The 14,086-nt window shown below is 69.3% G+C and carries 12 protein-coding genes; 5 read left to right on the forward strand and 7 right to left on the reverse strand.

Annotation, left to right across the window (positions count from 1 at the left end; translation table 11 throughout):
• The 5 genes from ACWDUM_RS25635 to ACWDUM_RS25655 all read right to left on the reverse strand — a co-directional run bounded on the left by ACWDUM_RS25635 (position 1) and on the right by ACWDUM_RS25655 (position 7,999).
• A complete protein-coding gene (locus tag ACWDUM_RS25635; RefSeq protein WP_450136158.1) occupies positions 1–1,650 on the reverse strand; it encodes an ArnT family glycosyltransferase in 1,650 nt (549 codons plus the stop codon).
• A gap of 2 nt (positions 1,651–1,652) precedes the next feature.
• A complete protein-coding gene (locus tag ACWDUM_RS25640; RefSeq protein ID WP_450136159.1) occupies positions 1,653–3,179 on the reverse strand; it encodes a glycosyltransferase in 1,527 nt (508 codons plus the stop codon).
• Positions 3,176–4,675 (reverse strand): hypothetical protein, encoded by a 1,500-nt coding sequence (locus ACWDUM_RS25645; RefSeq protein WP_450136160.1) that lies wholly within the window; start codon positions 4,673–4,675, stop codon positions 3,176–3,178. Before ACWDUM_RS25645 ends, ACWDUM_RS25640 begins: the two co-directional genes overlap by 4 nt.
• 12 nt (positions 4,676–4,687) lie before the next feature.
• Positions 4,688–6,631, reverse strand: a complete 1,944-nt coding sequence (locus tag ACWDUM_RS25650; protein ID WP_450136161.1) for a hypothetical protein — start codon at positions 6,629–6,631, stop codon at positions 4,688–4,690.
• A gap of 111 nt (positions 6,632–6,742) precedes the next feature.
• A complete protein-coding gene (locus ACWDUM_RS25655; protein WP_450113935.1) occupies positions 6,743–7,999 on the reverse strand; it encodes a pyridoxal phosphate-dependent aminotransferase in 1,257 nt (418 codons plus the stop codon).
• Positions 8,000–8,195: 196 nt separating this feature from the next.
• On the opposite strand from ACWDUM_RS25655, the gene ACWDUM_RS25660 reads away from it, so the two are divergent.
• Genes ACWDUM_RS25660 through ACWDUM_RS25670 form a run of 3 tightly spaced genes read left to right on the forward strand, consistent with a single transcriptional unit; the run spans position 8,196 to position 9,610 of the window.
• Positions 8,196–8,507 carry a type VII secretion target gene (locus tag ACWDUM_RS25660; RefSeq protein WP_450136162.1) on the forward strand — a complete coding sequence of 104 codons (312 nt, stop codon included), beginning with the start codon at positions 8,196–8,198 and terminating at the stop codon, positions 8,505–8,507.
• Complete coding sequence (locus ACWDUM_RS25665; protein ID WP_450136163.1) at positions 8,507–9,226, forward strand: WXG100 family type VII secretion target; 720 nt, start codon at positions 8,507–8,509, stop codon at positions 9,224–9,226. The genes ACWDUM_RS25660 and ACWDUM_RS25665 overlap by 1 nt, the downstream gene beginning before the upstream one ends.
• Positions 9,227–9,610, forward strand: a complete 384-nt coding sequence (locus tag ACWDUM_RS25670) for a hypothetical protein (RefSeq protein ID WP_450136164.1) — start codon at positions 9,227–9,229, stop codon at positions 9,608–9,610.
• Here ACWDUM_RS25670 and ACWDUM_RS25675 read toward each other — a convergent pair.
• A complete protein-coding gene (locus tag ACWDUM_RS25675) occupies positions 9,594–10,232 on the reverse strand; it encodes a hypothetical protein (protein WP_450136165.1) in 639 nt (212 codons plus the stop codon). The genes ACWDUM_RS25670 and ACWDUM_RS25675 overlap by 17 nt on opposite strands.
• A gap of 96 nt (positions 10,233–10,328) precedes the next feature.
• On the opposite strand from ACWDUM_RS25675, the gene ACWDUM_RS25680 reads away from it, so the two are divergent.
• Both ACWDUM_RS25680 and ACWDUM_RS25685 read left to right on the forward strand, forming a co-directional pair.
• Positions 10,329–11,729, forward strand: a complete 1,401-nt coding sequence (locus tag ACWDUM_RS25680; protein ID WP_450136166.1) for a carotenoid oxygenase family protein — start codon at positions 10,329–10,331, stop codon at positions 11,727–11,729.
• A 124-nt stretch (positions 11,730–11,853) separates the two neighbouring features.
• Positions 11,854–12,996, forward strand: a complete 1,143-nt coding sequence (locus ACWDUM_RS25685; protein WP_450136167.1) for an alkane 1-monooxygenase — start codon at positions 11,854–11,856, stop codon at positions 12,994–12,996.
• Positions 12,997–13,098: 102 nt separating this feature from the next.
• Here the strand turns inward: ACWDUM_RS25685 and ACWDUM_RS25690 are convergent, their stop codons facing one another.
• A complete protein-coding gene (locus ACWDUM_RS25690; RefSeq protein WP_450136168.1) occupies positions 13,099–14,049 on the reverse strand; it encodes a hypothetical protein in 951 nt (316 codons plus the stop codon).
• Positions 14,050–14,086 lie beyond the last annotated feature (37 nt).

Raw genomic sequence — 14,086 nt, forward strand, 5'->3', positions numbered from 1 at the left:
TCACTCGGGTTCGGTCGGGTTGTTCAGGACCCGGTACAGCCGCCAGTCCGGTTGATCCGCACCGTCGTTCGGGATCGCCAGCTCGAGCATCGCGATCTGCGCGCCGTTGTCGTAGATCGTCGGGTACCGCCGGTTGACCGCGTCGGCCGTGCCCCGTCCCTCGTTCGGGACGGTGAGGATGTACTGCACGCCGTGCTCGGCCGGCTCGCTCAGAGCGGACACGAAGTCACGGTCGGAGGGCAGCACGAACCGCTTGGGATGGTCCGACGCCGCGACCACGGCGAACCCGTAGAGCGTGTCCACCAGGATCGACCCATCCGGCAGATCCATCGCGTCGAGACGATCGGCGATCTCGCGTTCGGTGGCGAACGACCGCAGGATGCTCAGCTGCCGGTCCTGCTCGGTTCCCTCCTGGGGATCGAACGGCAGCAACGCCCCGACGGCGTACTGCTGCACGGACAGTCCGCGGCTCTCCATACCGACCGCGGTCAGCGGCACGCTCACGGCGAGCAGCACCGTCGCCGCCACCGCGACCCCACGCAGACGTGGGCCCTGCATCTCGTGTGGCACCGTGAACGCGCCCGGCCGCCGCGCACCGAGGTCGCCGCGCGCGGGGCTGATCTGGAAGGCGTAGATGCACATCAGCGGGATGACGCAGATGTAGAAGCGCAGGAACGGGAAGGTCGTGCCCGTCGCATACGAAACCACTTGGAACGCCAGCACGGAACCGAACAGCAGCGTCGCCGCCAGCACCTCGAGATCCCGGCGTCGCACCGCGAGCACGGCGACCGCCGGGACGAGCAACGGCAGCGCGGGCGCGAGCACCAGCAGCTCGGCGGCCGAGTACGCGAACGTCGCCTGCCCCGCGGTGGCCGGTCCGCCGGACTGTTCGAGGATCGCCGTGTTCCCGTAGACGGAACTGAACTGCGCGAAGGCCTGACCCGTCAGCAGCCAACTCGTCGCCGCCCACGCCAGGAACGCCAACGCGCCGGGAGCCGCCAGGATCACACCGTCCATCAGCGCGGTCTGCCACCGGTGCGTCGACGCCCGCCGCCAGGTCACCAGCGCGACGAAACACGCGCCCAGCGCGATCGGCACGACGGCGTCGTACCGCGTCAGATACGCCAACCCGAGGGCCACACCCGAGCCGATCAGGTCGTGCACGTCGTCGGTCGTGCTCCACCGGATCAGCCGCCGCGCCGCCCAGCACATCAGGAACACGAACGGTGCTTCGCTCATCCCGGTCGCGCCGTAGAACACGATCATCGGATTCGCGACGAACAGCACGGTGATCACGATCTGCTGCCAGCGCGGCACACCGCGGTCCCCGCCGATCGCCCAGATCTGCACCGCCGCACCGGCCATGAACAACGCCGACATCACCACACCGGCCATCCCGTACCGCGTCAGGCTCGGGAAGTACGAGTTGAACGCGGCCAGCGGCACCTCGACCAGCGCCGTCATCGGCGTGAAGATGAAGCCGATGCTCGCCAGGTGGGGGTCGCGGCTGAACAGGACGCCCTGCGCCGACTGGACCCGGCTGAGCGCGTCGCCGAGCAGGAAGCCGTTGTGCACGGCCAGCACGTATCCGACGACCAGATACAGCAGGGCACTCGCCGCGTACACGATCAGGGCGGGGCTGCGCAGCATCCTCATGGCGTCGGCCCGCCCGCCCGCGTGGCGGCCGCACCGGCGTGGTCGTCGACCCCGCCGCTGTCGAGACCGTGGAACGTCTTCTCCCAGTACGACGGACGGAACAGCAGCTGCCACACCCCCTTGATCGCGGCGATGCTCATCAGCAACCAGTACAGCGGCACCGTCAGGCACGACAGCAGCAGGCGCGGCGTACCGGTCTCGCGCGCCCCGATCAGGTTCATGTACATCGTGGCGGCGTTACCGAACACCAGGCACACCAGCGCCGGGTAGTACACGGCGGGCGGAAAGATGCTGCCGATCAGGATGGGTTGTCCGAGCAACCACGCGATCGTGATGAACCAGAACACCATGTTCAGGCAGGCGATCAGCGGCGTCCCCGCCAGCAGCAGGGTGAACCGGACGAACGGCCACGCGCCGATCGCCCGCCACAGCTTCACCGGGTGCCGTGTGTGCACCAGCCACGTCTGCAGATAGCCCTTGTACCAGCGCGAGCGCTGACGCAACCAGTTGATCGGGTCGCTGTTCGCCTCCTCCAGCGTCGTCGACTCCAACACCGCGGTCGTGTAGCCGTTGGCGGCGATCCGCACACCCAGATCGGAATCCTCGGTGACGTTGAACGGATCCCACGCTCCGATGTCGTCGAGGACGGCGCGGCGCAGGTGATTGGACGTGCCGCCCAACGGGATCGGTGCCTTCAGCCGCATCAGCCCCGGCAGCAGGTAGCTGAACCAGACCCCGTACTCGACCGTGAACCAGCCCGTGAGCAGATTCTGCGAGCCGTTGCGGTACGCGAGCTTCGCCTGCACACACGCCACCCGATCATCGAGCATCGCGAACGTCGCTGCGACACGGCGCAACTGGAGCGGCTCGGGCAGGTCCTCGGCGTCGTAGATGGTGATGATGTCGCCGGTCGCGAAGTGCATACCGTAGTTGCACGCCTTGGGTTTCGTGCGTGGCTGGGACTCGGGAACCAGGACGACGGTGACGATCTCGTCGACACCGACCGCGCGGGCGGCCTCGATCGTGACGTCGTCGTCCTCCTCGAGCAGCAGCAGCACCTGCAGCTTGTCGCGTGGATAGTCGAGGCGGGCGAGCGCGCCGATCAGCTGCCCGATCACCTCCGGCTCGTGATATGCGGGCACGAGCACCGTGTACGGGGGCAGGTCCTCGTCCGCGATCGCGCGGGCCTCGTCGTCGGTGACCCGGATGATGGCGTCCGCGGCCAGTCCCTTCCGGAAGATGACCAGACGGTCGCCCAGCGTGAGCACGTACGCGATCGTGCAGATGCCCGTCATCAATGTCAGTGTGCCGAGCGGGGACACGACCATGCACACCACGAAGATCGCCACCAGCACGATCAGCAGGTTCCGCTGCCACGGCGCGAACGCGACCGCGGCGGACGCGTCGGGGTTCCGCTCCCGCAGACCCTGCACGGCGTCGTGCAGTGCGCGTTCGCGGAACTCGGCGGACGCTGTCGCCGGATCATCGGGTGGCTGCACCCGGCCGACGTCCGGAGAGGTCATCCGAACTCCTCCCACTGCCGGGCGACCACATCGCGGCCCAGGGCGGACAGCAGGTCGACATCCTTGTAGTCGGGGTTCGCGTCGACCTCGACGGCGTTGCCCCGGAACAGCACGTTCACCGTCTGAGATGCCACCGATGCGGCCTCCGGGTCGAGATCGGGGAACCGGGCGTCGGGCTCGTGGTTGTCGACGGCGATGAGGTTGACCACCTGGACCGTCCCGTCACCACGAGTCCAGTCGAAGTGAAGCTTCGTCCAGGTCAGGAACAGGTCCTGATCGACGATCGTGTACAGCAACCCGGTGACCCCCGAGCCGAGGTCGACCCGCACAATCGGAGACCGGCGGCCGCTCAGCGTCGAATACAGGGTCTCACCCGGAAAGATGTTGAGCGAGTCCGGATCGTGGGTGAGCAGCGAGTCGACGACCACCGTCCGGCGCCGGCCCTTGTCGTCCCAGGCCGGATCGACCTCGTCCGCGGTCCAGGTCTGCCGGACGATGGCCGCGTCCGGGCCGAAGTACCGGTCGGCCCAGTCGTACCCCGCGAAACCGGTCTGCGTCCAGCCCGAGGGAGTCGCCAGGCCGGGGGCGTCCGCCGGGGGAGGGCCTTCCGCGATCGGGATGTTCAGCTCCTTGGGAAGAGGAATCATCGCCAGCACCGCCGCCGTCGCGGTCACGAACAGGCCTGTCTTCCACGGCCGGGTCACCGGCGACGGCCGCTCGGGGCGCAGGGACCAGTTGACGTCCCGTCGCCGCACCGACCGTCCGAGCATCGTGAACGCCACCACGGCTCCGGCCGTGACCGGCGCCAGCCGCGAGGACAACGGGCCGAGCAGTTCGGGCCGGCCGGCCAGCAGCTGGACGGCGAGCAGCGCAAGCGAGAGCGTCAATGTCCCGAAGAAGCCGATCCAGCCCAGCCGATCGGTACGAGCGACGGCAACCCCGATGCCGATCGAGATCAGCAGCGTCGACACCAGCGCCACCGAAACCCACGTTCCCCCGAGCCACGTGACGGCGATCCGGTAGCCCAGGGGCGAGACGAGGACGAGCAGGAACCAGATCGGCCAGAACCGGCCGGCGGGGCGCAGTCCGAACAAGAGGACACACGCGCCGAACACGAAGAGGAGCAGGGCGAACAGGTCGGTCCGCAGCAGATAGAAGGTGTCCCGGTAGCGGGGGACGAGCAGCCCGTATGTCGCGACCGACAGCGCCAGCGCGATACCGCCGACGATGACATCCACCTCACGATCGTGGATCGGAAGCTCGTCGTGCTTGCGGCGAGTGATCCCGATCGCCATCGCCAACACCACGAGCGGCATCATCAGCAGATAGCCGAACAGGCCGCCGGGCAGGGTGTCGATGGTGGTGCGGGTGAACGACTCCCAGAAGGCGACGGCCGTGAGGACCGCGATCAGCGCGAACCGCGCGACGATCGTGCCCAGCACTCGGTTGCCGGTCGGCTCCGGCGCCACCGGCACGGGCACGGACGTCGTCGTCATGGAGCGCTCGACTCAGGACTTCGATCGGCGCCGGGTGCGGATCAACAGGGCCGTCGCGGCGGCCATCCCGGCGAGCAGCAGGAGTCCGCCGGCGACGAGCACCCCACGGACCACCCCGGTGGTCTCGTCGACCGCCGGCGCGGGTTGCTCGGCCGACACCGTCACCGGGTCGCGGTCGCCGGTCTGGAACAGCGCGTCACCGGACAGCGACGACCACCGGTTCCGGTCCGCCGACAGCCAGTCGAGGATTCGGTCCACGCTCTGCGGCGCGTCGGTGGACGTCGCCACCAACAGCATCCGGTCGTGGTCGTCGTCCCACGCGGCCTGGAGGGAACCGAACCGCAATCCCGGCACGTCCACCGTCTCGGGCGCGGTGTCCGCGGTCAGGTTCGTCAGTTCCACCGTGTCGTCGCCGGTCACCCGCAGCGGCAGCGGGACCGAGTCCGGCAGACCGCCGTCCGCGGCGATCAGGATCGCCGGGCTGTCGGAGTTCACGGCCGTGTCGAGGTCGACCAGCTCGGGCCGGAACGGGGTGACGGTCAGCCCCTGCAGGCCGGTGACGATCGTCATCGCCCGCCGCGCATCGGCGAATGTGCCGTCCTGCAACCCGATCTGGGTGGTGGGCATCAGCGACTGGGGCAGGGCCTGGAAGCCTCCCGGCTGCGGTGGGAGCGTGGTCTCGCTCCGCACCGCGCCCGCGGGATCGAGGCTCAGTGTCACCGGCTGGGTCGACCCGCAGGTCATGGCGCCCGCCACCTGCAACGTGACCACGAGCTCGGTGTACCGCGACATCGACTCCGGAGGAATCGTCACCCAGCGGTCGATGCGGCCGTCCGCGTCCACCGGCCACCGGTCGAGGGTCGTGTCGCCGACGGTGACGGTGATCTGCCCGTTCTGGGTGTTCGGCAGCGGCGTGTAGTTGCCGATCAGGTGTACGTCCACCGGTCCTGACGGTCGGCCGAGCTTGGTCTGGTCGATCCCGATCCGCACCTGGACGCGGCCGGTCGACGTCGCGGTGAGCTTGCTGGCGCCCAGGTCGCCGAGCGTCGTCAGGGAGGGTGCGATGCCGGGCGCTGCGGCCAGGGAACCCGCGGTGGCCTCCGTGGCGACCGTGATCGTGGAGAGGTTGCTCGTCAGCAGCCGCGTCTGATTGAGCAGTCCGTCGGCCCTACCGGTGAGCGTCAGCACCGGAACCCCGGCCGGTGACGTGGTCAGGGTGGTGGAGTTGACGTCCGACTCGGTCACCACGACCTGGCGCTCCAGCCGGCCGACCGGATCGGTGGGCAGTGCCGCGCCGGGTGCCAGCGCCCGCAGTTCGATCGCCGGGTCCTGGTTGGCGTAGCGGGCGGCGATCGCGGCGCCGAACTCGAGCGCGGCCGCGGTCACGTCGTGCGTCGGCTCCGGCGGCACGTATATCGACAGGCGCGTGAGCACCGGCGGGAGGTAGTCCGCGAGAACCGTCGGCGGCGCCTCGTCACCGGTGTAGTCGACGGTGGCGTTCACGATCGACAGCGACCCGTCGGACCAGTCGTCCGCGCACCAGAAGTCGTCCACCGGTACGAGATACGAGCGGAGCGTCACCTGCGCGGCGTTGTTCACGACCGCGGCACCCGCCAGCGGCAGCGTGACCTGTGCCGTCGGTTCGCCGGACGGCACCTCGACCCGCCCGAGCACCCGGCCGCCCGACAGCACGTCGACCCACCCGCGACCGGCACCCGCCGGCACCTGCAGTGTGCCGCGCAGGGCTGCCGGAATGAGCCCCTGCGGGACCGGGATCTGGAGTGTCACCTCGTCGGTGCGTCCCGAAAAACTCAGTGTTCCAACGCCGCTGACCGTCGACAGGGGCAGCGACGCGTCCTGCCGGACGGGGGCGGCCTGTGCCGTCGGCGGGACAACTGCCACCATTGCGGCAGCCACACCCGCGACGACGATCTGAGGCACGAGTCGAACTGTCATGCGTGCAGCGCTCCGTACTGGGTAGGGGGCGGTTCGCGAAACACCCTACGGTCGGGACCATGCGCATGAATGTCCGACGCGCGGACTCACGGTGAATCCGCTGCGGAATCGTTACTGGCTGTAGCTAGCGAGGAAGTTGCCGAATCGTTCGATCGCGACGGCCAGATCACGGGCCCACGGCAGCGTCACGATCCGCAGGTGGTTGTGGTCGATCCAGTTGAATCCGGTGCCCTGGACCATCAGGATCTTCTCCTGCAGCAGCAGGTCCTGCACCAGCTTCTCGTCGTCGTGGATCTCGTACACGTCCGGGTCCAGCCGCGGGAACGCGTACAGCGCGCCACGGGGTTTCACACACGAGACACCCGGGATCATGTTCAGCCGCTCCCACGCCACGTCCCGCTGCTCGAGCAGCCGGCCGCCGGGCAGGATCAGATCCTCGATGCTCTGGTAGCCGCCGAGCGCCACCTGAATCGCGTGCTGCGCGGGCACATTCGGGCACAGTCGCATCGACGCCAGCAGGTTCAGGCCCTCCAGGAAGCTGGTGGCGTGATCCTTCGGGCCGGTGATCGCCACCCAGCCGGACCGGTAGCCGGCCACCCGGTACGCCTTCGACAGGCCGTTGAACGTCAGGCACAGCAGGTCCGGCGCGAGCGTCGCCAGGGAGATGTGCTTGGCGTCGTCGTAGAGGATCTTGTCGTAGATCTCGTCGGCCAGCAGCAGCAGCGAGTGCTTGCGCGCCAGCGCGACGATCTGGGTGAGCACCTCCTGCGAGTACACCGCGCCGGTCGGGTTGTTCGGGTTGATCACCACGATCGCCTTGGTGCGCGGCGTGATCTTCGACTCGATGTCCGCGATGTCCGGGTTCCAGCCGTCGGCCTCGTCGCACAGGTAGTGCACCGGGGTGCCGCCCGCGAGCGACGTCGTCGCCGTCCACAGCGGGTAGTCCGGCGCCGGAATCAGCACCTCGTCCCCGTTGTCGAGCAGCGCCTGCATCGTCATGGTGATCAGCTCGGACACGCCGTTGCCCAGGTAGACGTCGTCGACGTCGAGATCCGGGAAGCCCGGCACCAGCTCGTAGCGGGTGACGATCGCGCGGCGCGCCGACAGGATGCCCTTGGACTCCGAGTAGCCCTGCGCGGTGGGCAGCGCGGCGATCATGTCGCGCATGATCACGTCCGGCGCCTCGAACCCGAACGGGGCGGGGTTGCCGATGTTCAGCTTGAGGATGCGGTGCCCCTCCGACTCCAGCCGTGCGGCGTGCGCGTGTACCGGGCCCCGAATCTCGTACAGCACGTTCTGCAGCTTCGCGGACTGGTTCAGGACGCGCGGCTGGATGTGGGCGTGGTGGGAGGGCTCCGATGCGGTCACCCGACCATCGTGCCACTGTCGGTAAAGCGATTTTTGGCCGGGGGAGCGTCGCGGGCGGCACAAAACGGCCGATCGGGGCAGTTCAGGCGTGGTCGCGGGGCGGTTCTGCACCAGGCGAAACGGGGCCGCGCCGGTGATAGATTGCGCGCGGGAGTGCGCGGGCTCGCGCGCTGGGGGATGTAGCAGGGGGACACACATGTCGGAATTCAGGGTCGACCCGGACGACGTGGATTCGTTCGCGGCGACGCTGGCAACACTCGCGTCGCAGACCCAGCAGGCCAAGGACTACCTGCACAAATGGCTGCAGATCGGCTACGCGGAGGGGCGGATGTTCGCGCCCGTCGTCGAGAAGGTCTCCGACGTGCTCGCGGAGCTCGACCCCGCGTACACCGGCCTGGCCACGCTGAGCGCCGACGCCGGCGCCGAACTGAACCGCGCGGCGCGGTCCTACCGCGAGATGGAAGCCGCCAACGCGGCGAACCTCGACGCCGCGTACGAGGTGGCCTGATGGCGCCGAACCCGCTCGAGCACCTGACGGACCCCGCCGCGACCGATCCGGTGCCGGACCTCGTCGAGAACATCATCGGTGGATCGCAGTACATCAGCGCGTCGTACTGGGTCGGGCAGGTCGCGGACCTCGTCTGCGGCACCAACCCGTGGGAGTGGGTCGCCGAACAGTTCGCCGGCGACTGGGAGGTCGTGAGCAAGGCGGGGCACGCACTGGCCAACCTCGCCGAGTACAACCGCACCTGCGCCGACGTGATCCGCAGCGGTGTCGACGGGGTACGGCACACCTGGGACGGCAACGCCGCCGATGCGGCGGCCGCCTACTTCGCGGAGCTCGGTGCTGCCGTCAACGACCAGGCGAGGGTGGTCGAGCAGATCGGTGACCAGCTCACGGCCATGGCGACCGGCATGTACGAGGCCGCGCAGGGGCTCAAGGGGCTGTGGGAATTCCTGATGGACCTCCTCATCCAGGCTGCCGTGGAGATGGCTGCCGCGGCGGCGACCGGGACCACGGTGATCGGGCCCCTGCTGGTGGGCGCGGTTGCCGCCGTGACGATCACCAGGGCGATGGGTGTGTGGGGTGAGGTGCTGACCCTTCACTCGAACACCTGGAACGCGGTCCAGGGTGGCGTCGGCGTGATCGCGGGCACGCTCGGGGGCCTCCACGATCTCGATGCCAACCGGCTCCCGGTCCGTTCCTACGACCATCCGGGGGTCTAGATGACAACGCCGGACGAGACTCCGCTCGATGTCGCGCGTGGTGACCGCGCCGTGTCCGCTCACCTCGCATCGAGTCTGAAGCTGCTGGCGGCGAAGAGCCGTGACGCGGACTTCAGCGCAGCGACCGCGGAGGTCGTCGCGGGCAGGCGCAGCCTTCGCGACCTTGCCGCGTCGCCCGTCTTCGATCAGGTGCTCGGTCCGCTGGTTCGATCGTTCGCCGAGCAGTACCGGCAGTTCGACGAGTCGGACCGGGAGGCGTTGGCGGACGAGGGAGGGCGCAGGCTCGACGAACTGGGGCGAACACTCGACCGGCGTCGTGACGCGGCCACGTTCGACGACGACGGCGACCGCCCGATCCGAGGCATCCTCAGCTCGGATTGGTGACCGGGTCACCAGCGGATCGAGTCGATCCACCCGAGGCGAGCGCGGCCACGAACTTCGGGTCCGGATCCTCCACGATCAGACCCGAGCCGTCGGGCGCCGCGTGAATGCGCATCAGCCGCGGCAACGATCCGACGACGAACGGGACGACCGAACCCAGGGCCAGCGCCAGGCACGCGACGAGCGGCCATGCCAACGCCGGGTTCGGGCCGGAGGTGACCGCGACCGCCGCGGCGCCGATCCAGCCCAGCAACGCGCCCACGAGCATGGCCAGGAAGAGCGTGAAGTAGCCGCGGCGACGACGGTCGCACGTTCGGCACACCGGCCAGCGCGTTCTGACGACGACGGCCCGCTGCGCGTCCTCGGAGAACCCGGCCGCGGTCGAGAAGATGTTGGCGGCGAATCCGAAACGCCGCGCCGGGGTACGCGAGGCCACCGGCCTCGTCCGCGCGCCCACCGAGATCCGTCGAACCTGCGGAAGTCCGTGTGCCGTGCAGACCTTCGGCGTCCGACAGGCAAGGACGTACCAGTACGGGCCCCTGCCGTGCTCGGGTCCCTCGGGCGGCACCCCCCGCCCGGCGAGCGCTCGAATCGGCAGCACGATCGTGTTCCCTGTTCCCCCCATGCCCGACATCTTGGCCTATTCCGCGTGACCGGCGGTCAGCGGAGGAGGATTCTGGATTGTGGCGCCACGTATGGACCACACGGAAGCGGCAATCCCATGAGTGCACCCGGCATTCCCCGTCCCGCCCCGGTCGACCTCGCCCACCACACCCATCTGACCGGGGTGTTCGCGCCGCAACGCGAGGAGGTCGACGTCCACGACCTCGACGTCGTCGGCGAGATCCCCGCGGACCTGCACGGCGCCTACCTGCGGAACGGGCCGAACCCGCGCTTCGACCCGATCGGCCGGTACGTGTACCCGCTCGACGGCGACGGCATGGTGCACCGGATCGAACTCGTGGACGGCCACGCCCGCTACACGAACCGGTTCGTGCGGACCCCGATGGTCGTCGCGGAGGAACGTGCCGGGCACGCCATCTGGGGCGGGGCCACCGACCTGTACACCCCGGACGCCGACGAGGTCGGGCCCACACTCGCGGGCACCGCACGCGAACTTCCCGACATCAACGTCGTCCGGCACGGCGGCCGTCTGCTCGCGATGGCCGAGACCACCCGGCCGTACCGGCTCGACCCCGACGACCTGACCACCCTCGGCCCGGACACCTGCGACGGGGCGATGCCGATCGGCAGCACCGCACACCCCAAGATCGACCCCGTCACCGGCGAGCTGGTGCTGTTCAACTACCTCCTCGAGGCGCCGTACCTGACGTGGTCGGTGGTCGCCGCGGACGGGTCGCTGTCGCGTCCGCCGACCGTCGTCGACGGCCTCGACCGGCCGCTGATGATCCACGACATGGCCCTGACCGAACGGTATGTGGTGCTGGTGCTGTGCCCCCTGGTGTTCGACATGGCCGGCATCCTCACCGGCGGCTCACTGCTGGACTGGCGGCCCGACGACGGAACCCGCGTCGCGTTGATCCCGCGGGACGGCGGACCGGTGCGGTGGGCGAGCTGCGAGGCGTTCTGGGTGTGGCACTTCGCCGGCGCCCGGGACCTGCCCGACGGCCGGGTGCAGGTGGACTACGCGCAATGGGAGTACCCGGCCGCCTTCACGACCGCGGAGGCGCAGTGCCGCGGCGGTCTGGTGCGCGCGCGGATCGACCCCGACCGCGGCAGCGTCGACCGCGAGGTCGTGTGCGACCGCGACATCGAATTTCCGCGCGTCGACGACCGGACGCTGACGCGGGCCGCCGGGCCGCTCGCGTCGATCGGCAAGCGCGGCTCCCGCGACGGGCACATGGACTCGCTGTGGTTCTTCGACCCCGACGCCGGCACCGAGACGTCCTGGGACGCGGGTGCGCTGTCCGTCGGTGAGCCGATCTTCCTCCCCGGCGCAGAGAACGACTACTGGGGCATGCTCGGCACCGACCGCGGCACCGTCACTTCGTGGTTCGTGATCCTGCCCGCCGACGCCCCGGAATCCGGGCCCATCGCCAGGGTTCGGATGCCGATCCGCGTGCCCTCCGGGCTGCACGGGGCCTGGCTGCCCGCGCTGTGACCCATTCGTCGGGTTGGACGGCTTGTGGGGTCCGCCGCGGTTAGCGATACTTACCGCCGCGTTAAACAAGCACAGCGCGCGGACATCGGGGGGATGGAGTGACGTGACGTCGGATCTTCGTGCAGTGGGTGGGAACCTCACGCCGACGACGCCTGGGGTGCCGTGGCGGGATTCCAGGCGCTATCTCTGGTTGCTCGGGCTGCTGGCGCCGCTGAGTCCGTTCGCGGCGTGGGCGCTGGTGGAGCTGTTCGGGCTCGGGTTGTTCTGGGCCGCAGGTGCAATCCTGCTGGTGGTGATCGTTCCGCTGGTCGACCTGGTCTCCGGGCTGGACAAGTCCAACCCGCCCGAGCACGTCATGGCCGCGCTGGAAGCCGACCGGTTCTACCGCTGGTGCACCTATCTGTTCCTGCCGTTGCAGTACGCCGGCCTGGTGTTCGCCTGCTACATGTGGACCACCGCACCGATGGGCTGGCCGGAACGGTTCGCGATGGCCGCGTCCGTCGGTGTCGTCGCGGGCGTCGGCATCAACGCCGCCCACGAACTCGGCCACAAACGTCCCCGGCACGAACGGTGGTTCGCGAAAATCGCGCTCGCCCAGTCCTTCTACGGGCACTTCTACGTCGAGCACAACCACGGGCACCACCTGCGCGTCGCGACCCCCGAGGACCCGGCGTCCGCACGCTACGGCGAGTCGTTCTGGGCGTTCCTGCCGCGGTCGGTGGTCGGGGGCGTCCGCTCCTCCTGGGGGTTCGAGAAGACTCGACTGGCCCGGCGTGGTCGACGCACGTGGAGCATCCGCAACGACGTCCTCAACGCCTGGGCGATGAGTGTGGTGCTGTTCGCGGTGCTGATCGCCGCATTCGGGTGGAGCGTCGCACCGTGGCTCGTCGTGCAGGCCGTCCTCGGGGTGACGTTCCTCGAAGCCGCGAACTACCTCGAGCACTACGGTCTGCTGCGTCGCAAGCGGCCCGACGGGCGCTACGAGCGCGTCGCGCCGGAACACAGCTGGAACAGCGACCACGTGTGCAGCAACCTCTTCCTGTACCACCTGCAGAGGCACAGCGATCATCACGCAAACCCGTTGCGCCGCTACCAGACCCTGCGATCGATGCCCAACGCGCCACAGCTGCCCGCGGGGTACGCGGTACTGATCCTGCTGGCGTTCGTGCCACCGCTGTGGCGGCGGGTGATGGACCCACTGCTCCTCGAGCACTACGACGGCGACCTGTCGCGCATCAACGTCCACCCCTCGCTGGTCGCGAAGTAGCTGCTCCCCGGTCTGGGAAAAAGGCGGTGCACAGGGGTTTTCGAGGGTGCACACGTGCGTTGGGCGCGCAGTAGGGGTGTGGACGCGGGAACGGGTGTGTGCTCACCCGATCCGCGGCATCCGGACCACGTGACCGAGTGGCGGTTCGGATCTGCGGGCACGGGCGACGGCGCGCATGACCCGGTCAACGATCACCGCGGGTGTCGCGAGCTCGTCCCAGGTCCAGCGCACCACCTGCCAGCCGGCGTCGCGGATCGCGTCCTCCCGTTTCTTCTCCGCCCACAGCACTTCCTCGGAGAGTTCGCCGGCAGGGACGAGTCGGCCGTACTTGATGCGACCGTCGAACTCGCCGACGACGCCGTCGAGCAGAAAGTCGACGCGGCCGAGCCGGACACCCCTCTCGGAGTGCAACGTCGCCTGGAGGTCCGGCAGCGGCAACTGTTCACGGATGAACAGCGCACGGCTGCGGGACTCGCCGACGCTCTCGGCGCGGCCGTCCACAAGATCGAGCACCCGGCGTACCCGGCCCGCGTGTTTTCGGTCGGACGCCAGCGCGGCCGCGATCCCGGCGAGGCTGACGGACCTGCTGTGCACCGCGTGGTCCGCAGCGACGAGGGCCTGCTCGAAACCCAGCGTCGCCGCCAGGTCGACGACGGTGCGCGCCGGCGTCGTCACGCGCAGGTCGTCGATGGTGGTGGCATCCTCCGGTGGCAGCGGGAGTGAATGCACGTGACGCCGCGCTGTGCAGCTGCCGCCGGAGGTTCGGTTCCGCGTCAGGTGCACCCGCGACAGCGTGGTATTCCACAGGTCGAAACCGTGCACCACGGCGGCCGACTGGTGGCTGAGCACCGCCTCCTGCGACGCCACGTCGAGCACCGCTTCGACGAGGAGACGGTGCCGGGCCGCGGCGTCCAGGTCCAGGAAGGCCGATGCGTGGGTGAACCGGCCGGGGTGCAGCCGCTTCCACACGCCCGTCCGGCACTGTCGCTGAAGCTCGCGGTCCGTCGCGCCGCGTCGCAATGCCTCGGTACGTCGAATGATGTGTTCCCCCATGACCGCATCGTGCCCGACGCCCGCGCTCGGCCGAGCC

Source organism: Rhodococcus sp. NPDC003322 (assembly GCF_053589555.1).